At 54.6% G+C, this 21,041-nt stretch carries 21 protein-coding genes; 8 read left to right on the top strand and 13 right to left on the bottom strand.

The features are described 5' to 3' along the window. The first annotated feature begins 15 nt into the window (after positions 1-15). From menD to pmrD, 6 genes are all read left to right on the top strand, one after another. Positions 16-1,686: a 2-succinyl-5-enolpyruvyl-6-hydroxy-3-cyclohexene-1-carboxylic-acid synthase gene (gene menD / locus FDX14_RS18815; protein ID WP_042307111.1), complete on the top strand. Its 1,671-nt coding sequence runs from the start codon at positions 16-18 to the stop codon at positions 1,684-1,686. After that, a complete protein-coding gene (gene menH / locus FDX14_RS18810; protein ID WP_042307114.1) occupies positions 1,683-2,441 on the top strand; it encodes a 2-succinyl-6-hydroxy-2,4-cyclohexadiene-1-carboxylate synthase in 759 nt (252 codons plus the stop codon). The genes menD and menH overlap by 4 nt, the downstream gene beginning before the upstream one ends. 14 nt (positions 2,442-2,455) lie before the next feature. Further along, positions 2,456-3,313, top strand: coding sequence for a 1,4-dihydroxy-2-naphthoyl-CoA synthase (gene menB, locus FDX14_RS18805; RefSeq protein WP_038642278.1), 858 nt, complete (start codon positions 2,456-2,458; stop codon positions 3,311-3,313). Next, positions 3,313-4,275, top strand: a complete 963-nt coding sequence (menC, locus tag FDX14_RS18800) for an o-succinylbenzoate synthase (RefSeq protein ID WP_137350048.1) — start codon at positions 3,313-3,315, stop codon at positions 4,273-4,275. The genes menB and menC overlap by 1 nt, the downstream gene beginning before the upstream one ends. Beyond that, positions 4,272-5,684: an o-succinylbenzoate--CoA ligase gene (menE, locus tag FDX14_RS18795; protein ID WP_042307119.1), complete on the top strand. Its 1,413-nt coding sequence runs from the start codon at positions 4,272-4,274 to the stop codon at positions 5,682-5,684. Before menC ends, menE begins: the two co-directional genes overlap by 4 nt. A gap of 95 nt (positions 5,685-5,779) precedes the next feature. Further along, complete coding sequence (gene pmrD, locus FDX14_RS18790) at positions 5,780-6,043, top strand: signal transduction protein PmrD (protein WP_042307121.1); 264 nt, start codon at positions 5,780-5,782, stop codon at positions 6,041-6,043. A gap of 2 nt (positions 6,044-6,045) precedes the next feature. Here the strand turns inward: pmrD and arnF are convergent, their stop codons facing one another. The 8 genes from arnF to nudI form a co-directional block, all read right to left on the bottom strand. Continuing rightward, on the bottom strand, positions 6,046-6,432 hold the full coding sequence (gene arnF, locus FDX14_RS18785; RefSeq protein ID WP_042307124.1) for a 4-amino-4-deoxy-L-arabinose-phosphoundecaprenol flippase subunit ArnF: 387 nt from the start codon (positions 6,430-6,432) through the stop codon (positions 6,046-6,048). Beyond that, positions 6,432-6,767 (bottom strand): 4-amino-4-deoxy-L-arabinose-phosphoundecaprenol flippase subunit ArnE, encoded by a 336-nt coding sequence (arnE, locus tag FDX14_RS18780; protein ID WP_042307126.1) that lies wholly within the window; start codon positions 6,765-6,767, stop codon positions 6,432-6,434. Before arnE ends, arnF begins: the two co-directional genes overlap by 1 nt. Continuing rightward, complete coding sequence (gene arnT, locus FDX14_RS18775; protein WP_137350047.1) at positions 6,764-8,419, bottom strand: lipid IV(A) 4-amino-4-deoxy-L-arabinosyltransferase; 1,656 nt, start codon at positions 8,417-8,419, stop codon at positions 6,764-6,766. The genes arnE and arnT overlap by 4 nt, the downstream gene beginning before the upstream one ends. Then, entirely contained in the window at positions 8,416-9,318 is a 903-nt protein-coding gene (gene arnD / locus FDX14_RS18770; protein WP_137350046.1) for a 4-deoxy-4-formamido-L-arabinose-phosphoundecaprenol deformylase, read from the bottom strand. Before arnD ends, arnT begins: the two co-directional genes overlap by 4 nt. Continuing rightward, on the bottom strand, positions 9,315-11,297 hold the full coding sequence (gene arnA, locus FDX14_RS18765; RefSeq protein ID WP_137350045.1) for a bifunctional UDP-4-amino-4-deoxy-L-arabinose formyltransferase/UDP-glucuronic acid oxidase ArnA: 1,983 nt from the start codon (positions 11,295-11,297) through the stop codon (positions 9,315-9,317). Before arnA ends, arnD begins: the two co-directional genes overlap by 4 nt. Beyond that, complete coding sequence (arnC, locus tag FDX14_RS18760) at positions 11,294-12,277, bottom strand: undecaprenyl-phosphate 4-deoxy-4-formamido-L-arabinose transferase (RefSeq protein ID WP_042307134.1); 984 nt, start codon at positions 12,275-12,277, stop codon at positions 11,294-11,296. Before arnC ends, arnA begins: the two co-directional genes overlap by 4 nt. Before the next feature lie 2 nt (positions 12,278-12,279). Continuing rightward, positions 12,280-13,419, bottom strand: a complete 1,140-nt coding sequence (gene arnB, locus FDX14_RS18755; RefSeq protein WP_042307136.1) for a UDP-4-amino-4-deoxy-L-arabinose aminotransferase — start codon at positions 13,417-13,419, stop codon at positions 12,280-12,282. Positions 13,420-13,711: 292 nt separating this feature from the next. Further along, positions 13,712-14,137 carry a nucleoside triphosphatase NudI gene (nudI, locus tag FDX14_RS18750; protein WP_042307139.1) on the bottom strand — a complete coding sequence of 142 codons (426 nt, stop codon included), beginning with the start codon at positions 14,135-14,137 and terminating at the stop codon, positions 13,712-13,714. A gap of 316 nt (positions 14,138-14,453) precedes the next feature. On the opposite strand from nudI, the gene FDX14_RS18745 reads away from it, so the two are divergent. Both FDX14_RS18745 and FDX14_RS18740 read left to right on the top strand, forming a co-directional pair. Continuing rightward, positions 14,454-14,996 carry a YfaZ family outer membrane protein gene (locus FDX14_RS18745; protein WP_038642254.1) on the top strand — a complete coding sequence of 181 codons (543 nt, stop codon included), beginning with the start codon at positions 14,454-14,456 and terminating at the stop codon, positions 14,994-14,996. Positions 14,997-15,075: 79 nt separating this feature from the next. After that, the gene (locus FDX14_RS18740) at positions 15,076-16,272 is read left to right on the top strand and encodes a nicotinamide mononucleotide deamidase-related protein YfaY (protein WP_137350044.1); all 1,197 of its coding nucleotides are present in this window, start codon (positions 15,076-15,078) and stop codon (positions 16,270-16,272) included. Positions 16,273-16,310: 38 nt separating this feature from the next. On the opposite strand, the gene FDX14_RS18735 is transcribed toward FDX14_RS18740, so the two are convergent. The 5 genes from FDX14_RS18735 to glpA form a co-directional block, all read right to left on the bottom strand. Beyond that, entirely contained in the window at positions 16,311-16,511 is a 201-nt protein-coding gene (locus FDX14_RS18735) for an Rpn/YhgA-type helix-turn-helix domain-containing protein (RefSeq protein ID WP_137350043.1), read from the bottom strand. A 99-nt stretch (positions 16,512-16,610) separates the two neighbouring features. Then, entirely contained in the window at positions 16,611-16,754 is a 144-nt protein-coding gene (locus tag FDX14_RS25230; protein WP_170973602.1) for a hypothetical protein, read from the bottom strand. 151 nt (positions 16,755-16,905) lie between these two features. Next, positions 16,906-18,096, bottom strand: coding sequence for an anaerobic glycerol-3-phosphate dehydrogenase subunit GlpC (gene glpC / locus FDX14_RS18730; protein WP_137350042.1), 1,191 nt, complete (start codon positions 18,094-18,096; stop codon positions 16,906-16,908). Continuing rightward, complete coding sequence (gene glpB / locus FDX14_RS18725) at positions 18,093-19,352, bottom strand: glycerol-3-phosphate dehydrogenase subunit GlpB (RefSeq protein WP_137350041.1); 1,260 nt, start codon at positions 19,350-19,352, stop codon at positions 18,093-18,095. Before glpB ends, glpC begins: the two co-directional genes overlap by 4 nt. Continuing rightward, a complete protein-coding gene (glpA, locus tag FDX14_RS18720) occupies positions 19,342-20,970 on the bottom strand; it encodes an anaerobic glycerol-3-phosphate dehydrogenase subunit A (protein ID WP_079223328.1) in 1,629 nt (542 codons plus the stop codon). Before glpA ends, glpB begins: the two co-directional genes overlap by 11 nt. Positions 20,971-21,041 lie beyond the last annotated feature (71 nt).

Genomic DNA, 21,041 nt, shown 5'->3' with positions numbered 1-21,041 from the left:
ATACCGGACAATCTCATGTCAGTAAGCGCATTTAACCGACGCTGGGCGGCGGTCATACTGGAAGCACTCACTCGCCACGGCGTCAGGCATATCTGCATTGCCCCTGGCTCTCGTTCTACACCGTTGACGCTGGCAGCCGCGGAAAATCCTGCTTTCATCCACCATACCCATTTTGATGAGCGTGGTCTTGGGCATCTGGCCTTAGGTCTGGCAAAAGTGAGTCGCCAGCCTGTCGCCGTGATTGTCACGTCCGGTACGGCGGTGGCGAACCTGTATCCCGCATTGATTGAAGCGGGCCTGACCGGTGAAAAACTGATTTTACTCACGGCTGACCGACCGCCAGAACTTATCGACTGTGGCGCTAATCAGGCGATTCGTCAGGCCGGCATGTTTGCTTCTCATCCGTCGCAAACGCTCTCCTTACCGCGTCCAACTCAGGACATTCCGGCAAGCTGGCTGGTGTCCACCATTGATAATGCCCTGGCCGCGCTGCATAGCGGAGCGGTTCATATTAATTGTCCGTTTGCCGAACCGCTGTATGGCGACATGGACGAAACGGGGATCGCCTGGCAGCAGCGCCTCGGCGACTGGTGGCAGGATGATAAACCCTGGCTACGTGAAGCGCGTCGGCTGGAAAGCGACAAACAACGTGACTGGTTTTTCTGGCGACAAAAGCGCGGCGTAGTCATTGCAGGCCGTATGAGCGCGGAAGAGGGCAAGAAAGTTGCGCAATGGGCGCAGATGCTTGGCTGGCCGCTGATTGGCGATGTGTTGTCGCAAACCGGACAACCCCTGCCGTGTGCTGACCTGTGGTTGGGGAATGCGAAGGCGGTGACTGAGTTACAGCAGGCGCAGATAGTGGTGCAGCTTGGCAGTAGCCTGACCGGAAAACGACTCCTGCAATGGCAGGCCAGTTGCGATCCGCAGGAATACTGGATTGTCGATAATATCGAAGGTCGCCTCGATCCGGCGCATCATCGTGGACGCAGGCTGGTGGCGAAGGTTGGTGACTGGCTGGATCTGCATCCGGCGGAAAAACGCCAACCCTGGTGCGTGGAAATCCCGCGCCTGGCGCAACTGGCATGGCAGGCGGTGGAAGCCCGTCGCAACGTGTTTGGTGAAGCTCAATTAGCCCATCGTATTCACGAATATCTGCCCGAACAAGGGCAACTGTTCGTGGGTAACAGTCTGGTGGTGCGCCTGATTGATGCACTGTCGCAGCTTCCGGCTGGTTTCCCGGTCTATAGCAACCGTGGCGCGAGCGGCATTGACGGTCTGCTGTCAACGGCGGCGGGCGTACAGCGCGCCAGCGCAAAATCAACGTTGGCTATCGTCGGCGATTTATCTGCACTGTATGATCTCAATGCGCTGGCGTTATTGCGTCAGGTTTCCGCGCCGTTTGTCCTGATAGTGGTCAATAATAACGGTGGGCAGATATTTTCCCTGCTACCGACGCCGGCAAGTGAACGTGAACGGTTCTATCTGATGCCGCAGAACGTGCACTTTGAGCATGCCGCAGCCATGTTTAACCTTAAATATCAGCGCCCAGAAAACTGGGAGCAACTGGAGAACGCGTTGACAAATGCCTGGCGTACTCCTGCGGCAACGGTTATTGAGCTGGTGGTGAACGAAACTGACGGGGCGCAAACCCTGCAGCAACTGCTGGCGCAGGTAAGCCATCTATGATCCTGCACGCCCAGGCGACCGTTAGCCAGAGTGGATCACCCTGGCTGGTTTTCCTGCACGGGTTCTCCGGCGACTGTCGGGAATGGCACACGGTCGGCGAAGCGTTTCAGGATTATTCACGGCTATATATCGACCTGCCGGGACACGGCGGTTCCGCCGAGATCAAGGTGAGCGGGTTCAATGATGTTTGTGCGTTATTGCGTAACACCTTGCTTAGTTACAACATACCTAGCTACTGGCTGGTGGGATACTCTCTTGGCGGCAGAGTCGCGATGATGGCGGCCTGTCAGGAGATGCCCGGACTTTGCGGTCTGGTCGTAGAAGGTGGCCATCCTGGCTTGCAAAGCGAGGAGGCGCGCGTTCAACGTCGTCTTTCAGATGGCCGCTGGGCCGCGCGTTTTCGCGCAGAGCCTCTGCGTGAGGTATTTTATGACTGGTATCAACAGCCGGTATTTTCCTCGCTGAATGCGGCGCAAAGAGAGGCGCTGGTCGATCTGCGTAGCCAGAATAACGGGCATACGCTGGCGGCGATGCTGGAGGCCACCTCGCTTGCCGTACAACCTGATTTACGTGCGCAACTCACTGCGCGCACATTTCCGTTTTATTATTTATGTGGTGAACGTGACGATAAATTCCGCGCGCTGGCGACGGAAATGTCAGTACCAAACCATGTGATTCGTAATGCCGGACACAACGCGCATCGGGACAATCCCGCTGGCGTGGTGGACTGTCTGGCTCAGATTCTACGTCGCTGACTATAGGACACTTTATGATCTATCCTGATGAAACAATGCTTTACGCACCGGTAGAATGGCACGATTGCTCTGCAGGCTATACCGACATTCTCTACGAGAAATCCACCGACGGTATCGCCAAAATCACCATTAATCGTCCACAGGTACGCAATGCTTTCCGTCCTGTTACCGTAAAAGAGATGATCCAGGCGCTGGCGGATGCCCGCTATGACGACAACATCGGTGTGATCATTCTGACCGGTGCGGGTGACAAAGCGTTTTGCTCAGGCGGCGATCAGAAAGTGCGTGGCGATTACGGCGGATACCAGGATGACTCCGGTGTGCATCACCTGAACGTGCTGGACTTCCAGCGTCAGATTCGTACCTGTCCGAAACCGGTCGTGGCGATGGTAGCAGGGTACTCCATCGGCGGCGGCCACGTGCTGCACATGATGTGTGACCTGACCATTGCGGCGGAAAACGCCATCTTTGGTCAGACCGGCCCGAAAGTGGGTTCCTTCGACGGTGGTTGGGGTGCCTCTTACATGGCCCGTATCGTGGGTCAGAAAAAAGCGCGTGAAATCTGGTTCCTGTGCCGTCAGTACGATGCGCAGCAGGCGCTGGACATGGGCCTGGTCAACACCGTGGTTCCGCTGGCGGATCTGGAGAAAGAGACCGTACGCTGGTGCCGTGAGATGCTGCAAAACAGCCCGATGGCGCTGCGTTGCCTGAAAGCGGCACTGAACGCCGACTGCGATGGGCAGGCAGGTCTACAAGAACTGGCCGGTAACGCCACCATGCTGTTCTACATGACGGAAGAAGGTCAGGAAGGTCGTAACGCCTTTAACCAGAAACGTCAGCCTGATTTCAGCAAATTCAAACGGAATCCGTAATGCGTAGCGCGCAGGTATACCGCTGGCAGATCCCCATGGACGCGGGGGTGATTCTGCGCGACAGGCGGTTAAAAACGCGTGACGGGTTGTATGTTTGTCTGCGTGACGGCGAGCATGAAGGGTGGGGAGAGATCTCCCCGCTGCCGGGCTTCAGTCAGGAAAGCTGGGAAGAGGCGCAAACCGAGCTGCTGTCCTGGGTGCAAGGCTGGCTGCAAGGGGATGATTCTTTACCACGGCTGCCTTCTGTCGCTTTTGGCGCAAGCTGTGCGCTGGCCGAACTGGCTGACGCTCTGCCGGAGGCAGCAGACTATCGTGCTGCGCCTCTGTGTACGGGCGATCCTGACGATTTGGTGCTGCAACTGGCGGATATGCCGGGCGAAAAAGTTGCCAAGATCAAGGTTGGGCTGTATGAAGCGGTTCGTGACGGAATGGTAGCCAATCTGCTGCTCGAGGCGATTCCGGAGCTGCATCTGCGACTCGACGCCAACCGCGCCTGGACGCCGTTGAAAGCCCAACAGTTCGCGAAATACGTCAATCCAGAGTATCGCGGACGCATTGCCTTCCTTGAAGAACCATGTAAAACGCGCGATGACTCACGCGCATTCGCACGTGAAACCGGCATCGCTATCGCCTGGGACGAAAGTCTGCGCGAAGCGGATTTCACCTTTGAAGCCGAAGAGGGCGTCAAGGCTGTGGTTATCAAACCTACTCTGACCGGTAGTCTCGACAAAGTGCGTGAACAGGTTGCGGCGGCGCATGCGCTTGGTCTCACCGCCGTTATCAGTTCATCTATTGAGTCGAGTCTTGGTTTAACCCAACTGGCGAGAATTGCCGCCTGGCTGACGCCGCAGACCATTCCGGGTCTGGACACGCTGAGTCTGATGCAGTGCCAGCAGGTACGCACCTGGCCGGGTAGCGCGTTGCCGTGTATTGCCGTTGATGCGCTGGAACGCCTGCTATGACTTCATGGGAAACGCCCGCTAGCGCAAGCTTAGCGGGCACTGACTGGCCCTGGCGCGACTGGCGGCAGGTTCGTGCGCAGGCGCCAGCGCTGCGCCTCAACGATGAAGTATTAAGCTGGAGTGAGCTCTGTACCCGCGTCGATCATCTGGCCAGCGGCTTTGCCGCTCAGGGCGTGAAAGAGGGCGATGGCGTCCTGCTCCGCGCATGGAATCATCCGCGTTCTTTACTGACCTGGCTGGCATTGCTGCAATGTGGGGCGCGGGTTTTACCTGTGAACCCGCAGTTGCCTCAATCGCTGCTTGATGTGCTGGTCCCGGACTTAACGCTACGTTTTGCCCTGGATCTGGAGGCCGCTAACGCGTTTCCCGGGCTGGAACCGTTGCAGATGCAGGCGCTGCCAGGCGCACATGCCGCCGCGTGGTCGCCTCAGCGCTTGAGCACAATGACGTTAACCTCAGGTTCCACCGGATTGCCGAAAGCGGCGGTTCACACCTGTCAGGCACATCTGGCAAGCGCGCAGGGCGTGCTGTCATTAATGCCGTTTGGCGCTGAAGATGACTGGCTGCTTTCATTGCCGCTGTTTCATGTTTCCGGCCAGGGTATTTTATGGCGCTGGTTGTTTGCCGGGGCGCGAATGACCGTGCGCGACAAGCAGCCGCTGGAGCAAATGCTGGTCGGCTGCACCCATGCCTCGTTGGTCCCCACACAGTTGTGGCGCTTGTTGGTCAATAAAACGCCGGTCACGCTCAAAGCGGTGCTGCTGGGCGGCGCAGCTATTCCTGTTGAGTTGACGGAGCAGGCGCGCGATCAGGGGATTCGCTGCTGGTGCGGTTATGGACTGACGGAATTCGCTTCCACCGTTTGTGCGAAAGAGGCGGATGGTCTGGCTGATGTCGGTTCAGCCTTAGCGGGCAGAGAAGTCAGAATCGTGGATGACGAAGTCTGGCTGCGTGCGGCCAGCATGGCGCAAGGTTACTGGCGTAACGGACAGCTTATTCCTTTAGTGAACGCGGAAGGGTGGTTTGCTACCCGCGATCGTGGGGTGTTAAAGGACGGCAAGTTAACCATTATCGGTCGCATGGACAATCTGTTTTTTAGCGGTGGGGAAGGCATACAGCCAGAAGAAGTGGAACGCGTGATTGCAGCGCATCCGCAGGTTCTGCAGGCCTTTATTGTCCCGTTAGAAGATAAAGAGTTTGGTCATCGTCCGGTGGCGGTCGTTGAGTATGACACCAACGCTGGCGACGCCAATCTTGCAGAGTGGGTTAAAGATAAGCTGGCCCGTTTTCAGCAACCGGTATGTTGGCTGACGTTGCCACCTGAACTGAAAGCCGGAGGGATTAAAATCTCTCGTCGCGCGTTGGCGGATTGGGTAAGTGCTTCATCATTAACATTAAGAAAATATTAATTACATTTCTCATTTTTGCCATTCCGTCGCTATTGTCGTTTTGTTTATCAGCTAAAGTGTAACCTGATGTGAAATTCATTAACAAAAGGTGCGCTATGGAATGGCATGTGAAGAAGTCTTGCTGTCACAAGAAAGCAGGGAGGCTCTATATCGTACTTTGCGATAGCGGTGGTTCGCTTAAGATGCTTGCTGAGGCGCAATCTTCCGAACGGGTTAAGCCCGGGGATCTCCTTTCACCGCTGAAAGACGCACAGTATTGTGTTAATCGTGATGCATCCCGTGTGATTAAAATAATCGATGCCAGACAGTACATTTGTGACGAATGGGAGCGCCTGTTACGACTGTCGGCAGATAAATGAGCTCAGCGCCGGTGCTTGTCAGCAGGCAGAAAAATCGTCATTAAACCCGCCATGATGCACAGTACCCCAACCAGCGCCTTCACTGAAAATGTTCCCTGCCAGCCGGGCAGAATCATTGATGCGACCCAAACCAGAACATAGCTGAGGCTGAGCAAGGCATAAGCCTTGCTCAGGGCGAGCTGGTGCAGGGCCTTATGCCAGCAAATTACCGACAGTAAATATCCCGCCAGCCCACTAAAAAGAGCCAATGCGCCAGCGTTGAGGGCGAATACGGCGGATAGAAATTTCAACGGTTGCAGCATCGGCGGCAGGTTATCCATCGCAAAGCCGAGACTCAGTTGGGCAGCCGAGGTGATAATAACGCTACATAATCCCCAAAAAATGCCCATTACACCGCGCTCCCAAGAATGAATATGCCGGCGATTATCAGCCCCACACCCAGCCAGTGGCGCGTTGCGACCGGTTCGCGCCAGATTTTCCAGGCGGCCAGCGTCACCCAGACAAAATTCAGGCTCAGCATGGGATAGGCGATGCCAACAGGGATATTCTGCAACACCACCAGCCAGAGCAGCATAGCCAGGCCGAGGCTTGCCAGGGCCAGCCCAATCCATTGCGTAATATGGCGTTTTCGCCTGCCTGAAGGTACCGGACGCGTTGCTTGCTTCTGGCATAACTGTCCGCATACGCTGAGCAGGCTGGCGAAAATTAATACTATCCAGATCATTTCGGCCGATACTGAATCAGGACCAGACGCCCCTGATTATCGATATAATCAGCGGGAGGAATGGCTAGTTGATTAATATCTTCATTCTTATCAATCGAGAGCACGAGGGTAATATTTCCTTGCTGACGGTGTTGGGCTAACCAGTCGACAAAGTCCATCCGACTGACAAAGCGCCCTTGGGCATCCGGATAGCTGAGGCCGTATTTCAACTCGCCTGTTTGTCCGTATAGCATGATGTCGTCACGCTTCAGGCTCCAGGCCAGCCCCGCAGCGACGCCAACGCTGTCGGTGAGAATATAGCGGCTGGATTCCAGCGACTCTTTGGTCATCTCGACAAAAAACTGCGGTTGTTTAGATTCCATGACCCGATCGGGAATGGAGAAGCCAAACAACAGCGCCAGTCCTAATGGGCAAAACGCGGCAAATTGCCAGTTCTTCTCGCGGTTATTTAACGTATACCAGCCAAAGAGCGTCCAGATGAGAAAAATACCCCATGCACAAAAAACCTTATAGGTTTCGATATGCGACCAGATAGGCATTTTCAACGGTCCCAGCGTGGAAACAATAAACGTGGCGATAATGCCTACCACACCAAACAGAACGTTGATCCAGCCATTCACACGCAGCGCGGCTGAACCTTTTTGCGCAGCCTGCAGGCCAAAACGCGCCGTTAATATCGCCAGCGGCGCGAAGCAGGAAAGAATATAGGTCGGCAGTTTTCCTTTTGCGATGCTGAAAAACAGGATCGGCATGATAATCCAGCTTAGCAGGTATAGTGTGCTGCGCGGAACATCTCGTTCCCGCCAGCCCGTACGCAGTGCGCCGGGAAGCAGCCCGAGCCACGGTAACGCGCCAGCCAAAAGCACGGGAATGTAGTACCAGACAGGGGCCTTATGTTGGGCATCATCCTGGGCGAAGCGTTGAATGTGTTCGACCCAGAAAAAGTAATGCCAGAAGTCCGGCTCACGCTGAGCAATCGCTACTCCCCAAGGCAGCACAATCACGACGCAGCCGACGACTGCCAGCAGGCCGTAGACGATCAGGTCTTTCCAGCGTTTTTGCACGAAAACCCACGGCAGTACGCTGAGCACAGGAACGGCAAGCGCCAGGAAACCCTTGGTCATTACGCCCATGCCGCAGGTTAGCCCTAACAGCAGAAAGGCAACGATTTTGCGTGTTCTGGTAGTGGCCTGCATCCCCTCCCAAAAGCAGCACATGCCCGCCATCAGCCAGAGTGCGATCATAGGATCGAGTACCGCGTAGGTACCGATGCTATAGACCGAAAAAAAGGTTAAAAAGATAACTGAAGAGAGTACGGCGGTACGCTTATCCTGCCACATCCGCATGGCAAGCCAGGCTACCAGCAGCGCCGTCAGCAAGGTGGCAAAAATCGCCCCCGCTCTGACGCCAAAATTATTGGCGCCAAACAGCCATTGCCCGATGCTGTTCAACCAGTATCCGGCAATCGGTTTTTCAAAATAACGCAGCCCTAAAAAGTGCGGAACGATCCAGTCGCCAGAGGTCAGCGTCTCCCGACTGATTTCGGCATAGCGCGTTTCATCAGGCTGCCACAGCAGACGACTATTAATAGGTAAAATAAAATACAGCGCGATAAAAGCGATAAATGCCAGGGCGTTACGTACCGATTTCATTGTGTCATATCCACGGGTTGCTGACAGCCGAGCCATCCCTCTCTGCCGGGAATTTTCCCACGCACGATCCGCCCGGTTGGCAGCGTACTGATATCGTCCGGTAGCAGATCCCCGAGCGGGCAAAACGTAATCCCCATGTCGGCAGCACGAGTGAGCAGTTCGTCAAAATTCTGCTGAAAGGCAATACCTTCCACTTCTGCATGAATGGTGTACACCGGTGTCTCTCTGCTCATCTGGATGTGGGAGAGAATATAAGCGTTAAAGTCCACCGCCTGAACCTCCTGACCCACCACTTCATCCCATGTGGGTAATGTGACAGGAATTTGCGGCGTACCTGTTTTCCCGGATGCCAGCACAGGACGGAATAACGACGTTCCCCGACAGTCGCTGTTATAGCGCAGATGGAACGTTTCTTTGGCATGGACGACGCGGTCGTCGGCACGCCATCCGGCAACGGCGGAGCAGGTAACGGGCTGATTGATGATAGCTTCAAGGGCGGTAATGCCACGTGAAATATCATCAATTAGCTCTTTGTCATTCCAGTTTCCGCTTCGCGCCTGCCAGGCATGGTGATCCCAGGCATGCAAACCGGTTTCATGAAGCAGGGCGGTTTGCGCAATAATGGCCGCATTGGCCTGGCCGATCTCTTTTCCCGGCCATGCTGTACCCGCCAGCAAAATATCCCACCCGTAGAGCGATGCTGCGTTTGAGCGCAGCATCTTCCACAGAAATTGTGGCTTCACCAGACGCCAGAGATGGCGTCCCATGTTGTCAGGTCCCATGCTAAAGAAAAAACTTGCCCGAACGTTATGTCGGTTCAATGTCTCCAGCAGGCGGGGCACGCCTTCGCGTGTCCCCCTGAATGTGTCGACATCAATGCGCAAGCCAACTTTGGTCATGATGTGTGTTCCGTGATATCCACACTGCGTAAGAAGAAGTCCAGCGTCTCTTCTACCGTTTCCTGCATCTCAATGGTGGGTTCCCAGTTCAGGCAACGTTTTGCGTTGCGAATATTGGGCTTACGGTGCTCAACGTCCTGATAACCTTTACCATAGTAGGTGCTGCTTTCGACGTCGCGGAAACCGGCAAACGGCGGAAAATGCTGACGTAATGGATGTTTTTCAAAGCAGGTTAGCAGCATTTCTGCCAGTTCCTGAATACTCGCTTCGTTTTCCGGGTTACCGATGTTGATAATCTCGCCGTCACAGCGTCCGCCTTCATTTTCAATAATGCGGTACAGGGCTTCGATACCATCGCGAATATCGGTAAAACAGCGCTTTTGCTTGCCGCCTTCAATCAGCTTAATCGGTGAGCCTTCCACCAGATTGAGAATCAATTGGGTGATGGCGCGTGAGCTGCCGATACGCGCGGCGTTAAGACTGTCCAGACGCGGTCCCATCCAGTTAAACGGACGGAACAGGGTGAAGCGCAACCCCTCTTTTTCGCCGTATGCCCAGATTACGCGGTCCAGCAACTGCTTGGAAACGGAGTAGATCCAACGTGGTTTATTCACCGGGCCGACGATCAGATTCGAGCTGTCCTCATCGAAGACTTTATCGGTACACATGCCGTAGACTTCGGAGGTTGACGGGAAAATGATGCGCTTACGGTACTTCACGCAGTAGCGAATGATTTTCAGGTTTTCTTCAAAATCGAGTTCAAACACGCGCAGTGGGTTGCGGGTATATTCGATTGGCGTGGCGATCGCCACCAGCGGCAATACGACGTCGCATTTTTTCACATGATATTCAATCCATTCGGAGTGAATGCTAATGTCGCCTTCGACGAAATGGAAACGCGGATGTTGCAGGAAACGCCCAATTGCGTCGCTGCCAATATCGAGTCCATATACTTCGTAATTGTCTTCTTGCAGCAGGCGCTCGGTCAGGTGGTTACCAATGAAGCCGTTAACGCCAAGGATCAGCACGCGAGTACGACGTTTGCTGGTGGTAACTGACTGGCTGTTCAGACGAGAACCGGGTACCAGGCCCAGAACCTGCGCCAGCTGTGAGCCTTGCATCGCAATACCATCGCCAGCTTGTCCGGTAATAATCTCCAGTGCGCCATCGGCACAGGCGATCAGCAAAGGCGACACGGAGATGACGGTGCCCGGTTGGGCTGCAAGGTCATTTGTGCAAACACGCGACGACCAGACGGTGAACTTTTGCGTGCCAACATAGCTAAATGCACCCGGCCACGGATCGCTGACGGCGCGGACATGGTTATGCAGCTCCGCGGTGGGTTTGTTCCAGTCCAGGAAGCTATCTTCCGGCGTGCGGCGGCCAAAACAGGTAGCCTCTGCTTCCTGTTGCGGGCGTTCTGCGTAATCGCCCGTTTTAATCGCGGGCAGCGCCTGTTCCAGCAGGTGACGCGCAGCCTGGCACAATTTATGGTGCAGCGTTAACGCCACATCATCCGAAGAGATAGCGACAGACTGCTGGGCGATAATAGCGCCAGCGTCTGCACGTTTGACCATGCGATGAAGCGTGACCCCGGTTTCGGTTTCGCCATTGACCAATACCCAGTTCAGCGGCGCGCGGCCGCGGTATTTTGGCAGCAGCGAGCCGTGCAGATTAAATGCCCCCTTAGGCGCAAGACTGAGGATCTCCTCACTCAGTAAATGGCGATAGTAGAACGAGAAGATAACATCGGGTGCCAGTTGGCTAATGCGCTCGATCCACAAAGGATGATTAACCTCGTCCGGGGCGTAAACCGGAATACCGGCGCTGGCGGCGAGGCGGGAAACAGAGCCAAAAAACGCTTTTTCACCCGGGTTGTCGGTGTGCGTAAAAATTGCGGCGATTTCATAACCTGCATCCAACAAGGCCTGGACACCCTGACATCCCATATCGTGATAGGCAAATACGACGGCTTTCATGCGCGGTTTTCCTCGGTTGACTGCGTGGTTTGTGGGCGGATAACGTGTTGAACAAAATAGCGGGGGCGGGCGCGGACATCGTTATAGATGCGACCGATATATTCGCCGAGTAAACCCATGCCAATGAACTGTGCGCCGATAAAGGTAAACAGGACGGCAAACAGCATGAATACCCCTTCCGCGGCCCACTGCGGGCCGAGCGTCAGGCGTAACACAACAAGCAGAACGGACAGCGTAAAGCCCGTGGCGGCAATCACGCTGCCGAGCAGGCTCAACATACGTAACGGCGTGGTGGTCAGACAGGTCACCAGGTCATACATCAGGTTGATCAGACGCATGAAGCTGTATTTAGAGTCACCAAATTCACGCTCTGCATGGTGCACCGGGATCTCCGTGGCGCGACGGGCAAAAATGTTGGCCAGAATCGGAATAAAGGTGCTGCGTTCCTGGCAATGCAGCATGGCATCGACAATATGGCGACGATAGGCGCGTAGCATGCAGCCGTAGTCGCCCATCGCTTTACCGGTAGTGCGCTGAATCAGGTGGTTGATCATACGCGAGGCGGTTTTACGAAATACGCTGTCCTGTCGGTTCTGGCGTACCGTTCCGACCACATCGAAACCTTCATCTGCGGTGGCGACCAGCCGGGGGATCTCTTCCGGCGGGTTTTGCAAATCGGCATCCAGCGTGATGATCAAGTCACCGGTGACATGGCTGAAACCGGCCATAATTGCCGAGTGCTGGCCGTAATTGCGGTTCAGCAGAATAGAAACGATATGGCTGTTCGGCGCCTGTGAAGCGTCCATCATCAGTTGCGCGGAACGGTCGCTGCTGCCGTCATCGATCAGCAAGATTTCATAATCTTTGCCCAATTTTTCGCAGGCGGCGCTGGTGCGTCTGATTAATTCTGGCAGGCTTTCCTGTTCGTTAAAAACAGGAATGACCACTGAGACTTTCTTGATCGGTGTGGCTTCAAACATAGTTATTGTCCTGCAATCTCGCGAAGCGCCGTAATGACCCGCTGGGTGTCGGTGGCGGTCATATCGGGGAACAATGGCAGCGAGCAGATGCGTGCGCTATTCCATTCTGTATTTGGCAGCGAAAGCGTGGTGAAGCGTTCGCGGTAATATTTTTGCGTATGGGCTGCACGAAAATGCAGACCGGTGCCGATATTTCTGGCCTTCAGCGCTTCCATTAAGGCATCTCTGTTCAGGCCGCAGCGCGCTTCGTCAACACGAATGATAAACAGGTGCCAGGCGTGAACGTGGGACCACTGGGGCAGGCTCAACGGTTGAAATGGCGTATCGGCCAGCGCCTGTTGATATTCCTGGGCAATTTGTGCGCGGCGCGAGTTCAGTTGTTCCAGCTTCTTCAGCTGTACCAGCGCGATGGCGGCATTGATATCTGTGAGGTTGTATTTGTATCCTGGCGCCAACACTTCGGCCTGCGGCGCACGGCCGTAGGTTTGTCGATCGAAAGCATCAACGCCCAGGCCGTGAAACTTCAGACTGCGAAGCCGCTGGGCAAGCTGGCCGTCATCGGTAACAATCAGCCCACCCTCCGCACAGGTGATATTTTTGATGGCATGAAACGAGAAAATAGCGGTGCCGCGCGCGCCAACATGACGACCCTTATATAACGTCCCTACGGCGTGCGCCGCATCTTCGATGATCGGAATGCCATAGCGTTCGCCAATGGCATAAATCGCGTCAAGGTCAGCAGGGGCGCCAGCGTAATGTACCGGAATAATCGCTTTGGTTCGTGGCGTGATGGCCGCTTCAATCTGCTCCGGTGTGACCATGAGCGTATCGCGATCAACATCGACCATGATTGGTGTGGCACCCAGCAGGACAATCATATTGAGGGTAGAAACCCACGTCATCGATGGCGTGATGACCTCATCGCCCGCACCGATGCCCAGCGCCATCAGCGTGATGTGCATTCCAGCAGTGGCGGAGCAGACGGCAACGGCATGCTTATTTCCCGTGAGCTGGCAGAAGGCTTCTTCCAACTGTTGATTTTGCGGGCCGGTGGTTATCCAGCCAGAATCCAGAACCGCCTTCACTGCGGCAAGCTCTTCAGCTCCCATAGCCGGGCGAGAGAAAGGCAAAAAGTCAGACATCATTATTCCTTCAAGCCATTTAACGCACCGACGTTTTATTTTTAGCGATAAACAGGGGCGTCGTTAATTATTTATCAGGCTTCAAAGGTTAATGACTGAAGGTTAATTTATCCTTAAGAGTTTAAGGTTCGAGATATAAAGGAAAATAACGGTGTTTTTAATTTATTGTTTTGAAATCAAATGAATTTTACAGAAATTGCGTGGCGTAAACGGCATTGCTGTTTACCGTAGACAGGTCAATGCAATGCCGCAATTCAGAGGGTTTATTTTATGCCACTATTAGAATGATAACTTAGAGTAATCCTTTCAGGGTTAACGTCTTACGCGTGGCGACATTTAAGTCGTACGTGCCAAGATCTTCCGGTTTAACCCAGGCGAACGCCTGAAACTCTTCGTTAATGTTCACTTCACGATTCTCCGCGACACAATCAAAGATAAGATAGATCATGTAAATCTCTTCCTGGCTGCCATCGGCATAGGTTTTGGTGCGAATATCATCACTGAAGGTCCATGGGGTAATTTCTGATAACACGAGCTGTTCGCCCAGTTCTTCCCTCACTTCCCGACGCAATGCTTCTTCGATGCGTTCGCCCGCTTCAACACCGCCGCCAGAAAGCGCCCACTGGCCGGGGAACACGCCACGGTCATCAGCCATTTTGCACAGTAAATAACAGCCATTATTTTGTATTAATGGACAAACAATCGTTCTTTGGCGCATAAGTCGGATCCTTGTAGGGGAATACTGAGAATTCCATCGTGTGCCCATCTTACCTTTTGCTGGCGGCAGAAAAAACGCTTCCGTGACGATTAACCCTGCTTTATCAGGGGGGAAAGGGATGTTTGTTGAAAACGGGGGCAGCCGCGTTCGATTCTGCAATTAGCCGCAGAATGTAACCTTAACTCAAACTTGTAAGTAGTATTTGGTTACAATATGCCATTGCATCGCTTTTTTAGCTCATTGATTCCTTGTCATCTGGCAGTACAATTCCTCGGTTTTGGGGCTATGTTTTGATTCTTGCTGGAAAGGATAGAAAATGAAAAAAAGTTTAATGTTGGGTTTTGCCGGAATGCTGTTTGTTTCCGCGTCGGCGAGCGCAATTAGCATTAGTGGCCAGGCGGGCGAAGATTACACCAACCTTGGGTTTGGTATGGGAACTGAGTCTACCGGACTGGCGGTCAGCGGTAACTGGATGCATAACGATGACGATGGCGATGCAGCCGGTCTGGGACTGGGTCTGAATATTCCGCTTGGTCCGTTGCTGGCAACCGTTGGAGGAAAAGGTATTTATACTAATCCTAATGATGGTGATGAAGGCTACGCGGCGGCAGTTGGTGGCGGTCTGCAGTGGCCGATTGGCGATAGCTTCCGCCTGTTTGGTGAGTACTATTACTCTCCTGATTCGCTTTCCAGCGGTATCGACAGTTATGAAGAAGCCAATGCCGGTGCGCGTCTGACAATTATGCGCCCGCTGAGCATTGAAGCCGGTTATCGCTACCTGAACCTGGCGGGTAAAGATGGCAACCGCGATAACGCGATTGCTGATGGTCCGTACGTTGGGGTTAACGCCAGCTTCTGATATTTCTGGCGCGGCGTTCAGTCGCGCCTTCCCCTCTCCATGCGCTATAGTGTTTTCATCATAAAAGCAGGAGAACACGATGTTAAACGTGGAGATGCTATCCACCGGGGATGAAGTGTTGCACGGACAAATCGTCGACACCAATGCCGCCTGGCTGGCTGATTTTTTCTTTAATCAGGGATTACCGTTAACCCGCCGCAATACGGTAGGGGACAATCTTGACGATTTGGTCGCTATTCTACGTGAACGTAGCGAACACGCCGATGTGCTGATCGTTAATGGCGGTCTGGGGCCAACCAGCGATGATTTAAGCGCGCAGGCGGCGGCAACGGCGAAAGGCGAAGGGCTGGTACTGCATGAAGCATGGCTGGCCGAGATGGAGCGTTATTTCCGCGACCGTGGCCGCGTGATGGCGCCGAGCAACCGAAAACAGGCTGAGCTTCCTGCCAGCGCTGAATTTATCAATAATCCTGTCGGCACCGCGTGCGGATTCGCAGTGAAGCTAAACCGTTGCCTGATGTTCTTTACGCCTGGCGTGCCATCGGAATTTAAAGTCATGGTTGAGCATGAGATTCTGCCGCGTTTGCGTGAGCGTTTTTCTCTGCCTCAACCACCTCTCTGCCTGCGATTAACCACCTTTGGCCGTTCTGAAAGTGACCTGGCGCAGAGTCTGGATCCGCTGCCTTTGCCGCCGGGAGTAACAATGGGCTACCGCTCGTCGATGCCGATTATTGAGCTGAAGCTGACCGGGCCGGATTCCCAACGAGACGCCATGCTGGCGCTGTGGCCTGAGGTGAAGCGGGTTGCCGGGCAGAATATGATTTTCGAAGGTACGGAAGGTTTGCCTGCGCAAATCGCCCGCACGTTGCAGGAGCGGCAATACAGTCTGACGCTGAGCGAACAGTTCACCGGTGGCTTGGTGGCGCTACAGCTTTCGCGTGCAAATGCTCCTTTGTTGGCAAGTGAAGTGGTTCCTCCCCAGGAAGAAACGCTGGCGCAAACGGCGCACTGGATTACCGAGCGACGCGGCAAACACTATGCCGGGCTGGCACTGGCGATATCGGCTTTCGAAAACGAACATATTAACTTTGCGTTGGCCACGCCTAACGGGACGCATGCCTTACGCGTACGGTTGAACGCTAATCGCTACAGCTTGCCGATTCGCCAGGAAGTGTGCGCGATGATGGCGCTCAATATGCTGCGTCGTTGGCTAAACGGCCAGGATATTGCCAGCGAACACGGCTGGATTGAAGTGGTTGAATCGCTGACGATTTAAGCATTGATTGGGAAGGCTGCAAACCTTCCCAACCTGACTCAGTCTGTAACATCGCCAGGCAATAGCCCGGTAATTAACTGAACCAAATTATGATCAATTCCATTTTCCAGCATCATGCGAGCGATACGTAAGGCCTCTTCTTGCGTACCTTTTTGCACTCCCTGTTCTAATCCTTGCTGTATCCCTTCTTGTAGGCCATGGTGGTGGCCTTCTTGTCTTAGCCTCTCTGCGATTGTCATCAACCTCTCCTTGTGATGGGTGGAACGTTCGGCAACCTCATGGATAAATGCGCTGACGTGAGAAACATTGCCGTATCGTAGCAGGTAATTAAATAGCGTTTACAACTGGCTGTCATTAGCGGTGCTTGTAACTAAAAGCGAGACCAGACGGTCCACCAGCCCCATCAAATCACGCTGCATCATGCGGTGTAGCGGTGGTTGATTTATCCATGGTAGTCCGTCACCTGAAGGAGAAGATGGCATGACGGTACTCACTTTTAATCAGAGCTGCATTGGGGGATTTGGCTATTTGTGTGCGTGAATCAGAGATAAATACGCCCGATTGCAACGTATTCAGATAGGCGGAACAGAGTACGCAAAAATGCCCGGTAACAAACGCCACCGGGCAACAGAGTTAACCCAATGCTTTGGCAAGCAGGGTGATAGGATGTTCGCAGCGTTTGCTTGTAGACATCTCTATCTGCCATTTACAGGTTTCACAGTCGGTGACAACGATATCGGCACCGCTTTCTTCAATTTGGCGGAATAACGGTGCGCCAATCGATTGTGATGTCGGGTAGTTTTCCTTTTTAAAGCCGTATGTCCCGGCGATTCCGCAACACTGAGAATCTAACACCGTCAGCTCCAGTCCCGGAATTTGGCGCAACAGCTCCAGCGTGTAGAGCGTCCAGCCCATTTTCTCCATATGGCAAGGCGTGTGATAGACCACTTTCAGCGGCAGCGTCTTCAGCGGCAACGTTTTGCCTTCATCCAGCTTGCGCCACAGCCAGCGGGTCGCCAGTTCAATATGTTCGCGCAGGCCCGTGTTGTCGACGTCCAGCACTTCCGGGTACTCATCGCGGAGTGCAAAGGTACAGGTTGATGAGGTGGCGATCACCGGAATGCCTTTCCCGTCAATCGCTTCCCTGAGCGAGGCCACGTTGCTCACCGCCTGCTTGCGGGCTTTATCGGTAAAGCCGTTGGCGATCAGCGGTACGCCGCAGCATTTTTCTTTGCTCAGCAGTTGTACGCCGGTTCCCATGGCGTTCAGGACCTTGATCAGGTCTTTGCCGAGTTGCGGATGGTTGTAATTAACAAAACAGCCGTGGAAAAAGGCGACCTGCTCCGGATACTGTGCCTGCAGGGCAGCAACGCTGCGATACCAGCGGCGGAACGTACCAAAGGAGTATTTCGGCAGCGTACGGCGATGGTCGATTTTCAGCGCGTAGTCCAGCAACTGGCGTACCGGTTTCAGCGAGGTGGCGGTATTCACTATCGGCGCGAACGGGGTGGATACACTTCCCATTAAATCCGTATGGCTTAAAACAAAATTACGCAGCGATGGACGCGTAGTGTCATATTTGGCGCGCGCACGCTGGATGATATCGCCAATTTTCACATCTGACGGACACGCCACTTCGCAGCGCTTACAGTTGATGCAGTATTTCAGCGCGTCGTCGTATAACGCGCCATCTTTCAGGCGCAGACGCTCGCCGTCCGGTCCGGCTTGTTTTGGGCCAGGGTAGCCCGGATTGACGCGGCTTACCGGGCAGGCGGTGGTGCACACCGTGCATTTGATACAACTTTCAAAACGTGTGTCGCTCATTGCTGTCCTCCTGCACGTTTCGCAATGTCATGTGCGGCGTGTAAGGCACTGACTGCGCATACGCCGCCTCCGCAACCCTCGGCAATAGGGTCGAAACCACCGAGAACAGAACCGATGGCATACATATTTTCTACCGTTTTACCCGCCAGTGACGGGCGCAGCGTAGCGTCGGTTATGACGCCAAACTTTTGCCACGGTTGCGGATCGAAGACGTCGCGTTGATACCACTCGGCGCGGGTGGCGGTTTGCTGTACATCCAGCCCGAGGATCGGTTCGTGGATGGCCTCTCTCGTGGCGATCAGTCCGCTGCTGAAAAAGCTGCCGCTGGCGAGCACGGCGAAGCGTGGACGCAACGGGATATCGGCATGGTTACGGGTCCAGATTGCACTGACTACGCCGTCCTGACAGGTGATTTTCTTCACTTCATCACCCGGCATCCAGACGCCGCCCTGGCGCACAAACTGGCGTTGTAATTTGTTGTGCAGACGCATACCCATTACTGAAGGCGGTAGAGTTGGTAGCAACGTTAACGAGCAGGGAAGGCGCTCGTTAAGCCAGTGCCAGAGGCGCTCATCCACCAGGCCGAAACAGGCTGGCATAATGATCATGTCGCAGGTTTTTGCCTGTGGCAGTAAAGCATCATAGAGCAGCGACCATTTATCTTCGTTGTCCAGCAGGCGCGCAATATTGACGGCGCGAAACTCGGTCGGGTTGTCACGCAGGACATCCAGCTCGGGCAGATCGATTTCGGCTGTCTCGACGCTGAGATTACGCTGGCGCAGTGAGGCCGCGGCGAGATGCGCCTGAAAATCCAGTAAACCGCTGATACCGACAACGCAGATACGCTGTGCGGACAGTGGCCACACCGGAACTTCTGGGGAACTTAACCAGGTTGAGCGCAGAGTTCCCAACGGGGTTACGCGTTGATGTGACTGGCGTACCTTGCCCTGCAAATGCGTTCCGCATTCATCCAGTAGATCCTGCGCCTGCTGGGCCAGCTCCAGGACGTTCTGTGTTCCGATGGTGCTATACGGATGCGTGGGCGCCTGAGTACGCAGCGCATTCAGACCTGCTTCTATCTCTACCACCGGTTGACCATCGGGTAAGTTGCTGAGCAAATCCAGTGAGCCGGAGGAAAAATGCAAGGCGCTTTGGCCGCGCGTGACAATCGTACAGCGCAACCCGCTTTTTTGCAGCTGCAGGCCGCACAGCAGTCCGGCCAGGCCGCCGCCGATAATGACGGTATCAAATTTCATCCTGGTGCTCCTTTTCCAGACCGCACAATCCCTGATAGACCCAGCGCGTGAATTCGCTTTCGCGCAGCGCATCTCCCCAGGCGATAGGCTGCACGCCTTTCCAGCGCTCATTGAGGAAATCGGAAAGCTGGGTGATAGATTGCGCAGCAGTGGTGACATTAAAACGTTGCAGTAAACCTGCGGCGCGGCAGGCGCACAATTCGCCCTGGCAGGTCCCCATACCAACGCGGGTACGGCGACGTAAATCGAGCAGGCTGTTGACGGTTAAATTCTCGACGGCGTATTGCACTTCGCCCGCGGTGACCGCTTCACATTCACAGACCAGGCTACGGTGCTGACGACCTTCGCTAAGCCACGCCGGGGTGCGATCGCCGTGACGGTAGACCGCCGAACCGCGCAACGGCGCAGGCAATGAAATTACGCGTTTCAGCGTGTGCTCGGTGGATTCCTGCGAGCCTGGCAGCGCGGTGTCTGCCGTGGTGCAAGGTTGAGAATTGCCCAGCTTGCGGCAAACGGCATCGGTGGCCCATTCCGCCATCAGACGGTAGGTCATCAGCTTACCGCCGGTAATGGTGATAAACCCATCCAGTCCGTCACGTTCAGCGTGATCGAACAGCACAATACCGCGGCTGACGTTACGACCGCTTGGATCGTCGTCGCTGGCGACCAGCGGTCGCACACCTGAGTAGGCACGTAAAATGCGTGTTTTCGCCATAATCGGCGCCAGTTTCTCGCCTTCGCGCAGCAGAATATCAACCTCTTCTGCGGTGACGCGGTTGCTGTCAATATCGTCGTAATCAATGTGCTGCGAGGTGGTACCAATGAGCGAAATGGTATCACCAGGCACCAGAATATCGGCGTCAGAAGGTTTACGGCAGCGATTAATGACATGCTGGTTTATACGATGATCCATAATCAGCAGCGAACCTTTGGCCGGGAACATCCGGATACTCAGATCGGCATATTCTGCAATGCGCTGGCCCCAGATCCCGGCGGCATTCACCACCACCGGCGCATGCAGGGACTGCATCTCACCCGTCAGATGATTGCGCACGTTAACGCCGCAAACCGTTGCCCCTTCGCGAATCAGCCCCGTCACTTCATGGGCCGTTAAGATAAGCGCGCCATGCTCACGCGCATCCAGCATGTTGGCGGCGGTTAAGCGGAAGGGATCGACCGTACCGTCCGGCACTTTAACTGCGCCAATCAACAGTGGGTTGACGGAGGGTTCGATAATGCGCGCCTGCTTAGGGTCAATCGCTTCTGCGCGAATACCGGCCTCTTCACAGGCGCGAATAAAGGTAGCCTGGAAGGAGAGCTCATCCTCCGGCAGGGTAATAAACAGACCGTCCGTCGGCTCAACGCAATGACGGGCGATACGTTTCAGAATTTGGTTTTCGCTGATGCACTCACGGGCAGATTCAGCGTCGGTGACGGCGTAGCGCGCACCGCTATGCAGCAGGCCGTGGTTACGTCCGGTCGCGCCCGTGGCGATATCGTGGCGTTCCACTAAGATGACGCGCAACCCGCGCAGCGCACAGTCGCGTGCGATCCCTGCACCTGTTGCTCCTCCACCAATGATAATCACGTCACTTGTTTGCGAGTCGCGAGTTTTCATTGTTTTTCCTCACAGTTCGTTTTTTATCATTTAGCCACATAAAAAACATGGATTGTTTGATTTCGCGCATA

This window comes from Citrobacter sp. wls710 (assembly GCF_005281115.1).
Lineage (GTDB): Bacteria > Pseudomonadota > Gammaproteobacteria > Enterobacterales > Enterobacteriaceae > Citrobacter > Citrobacter werkmanii.
This window is presented reverse-complemented; position numbering and strand designations above follow the sequence as displayed.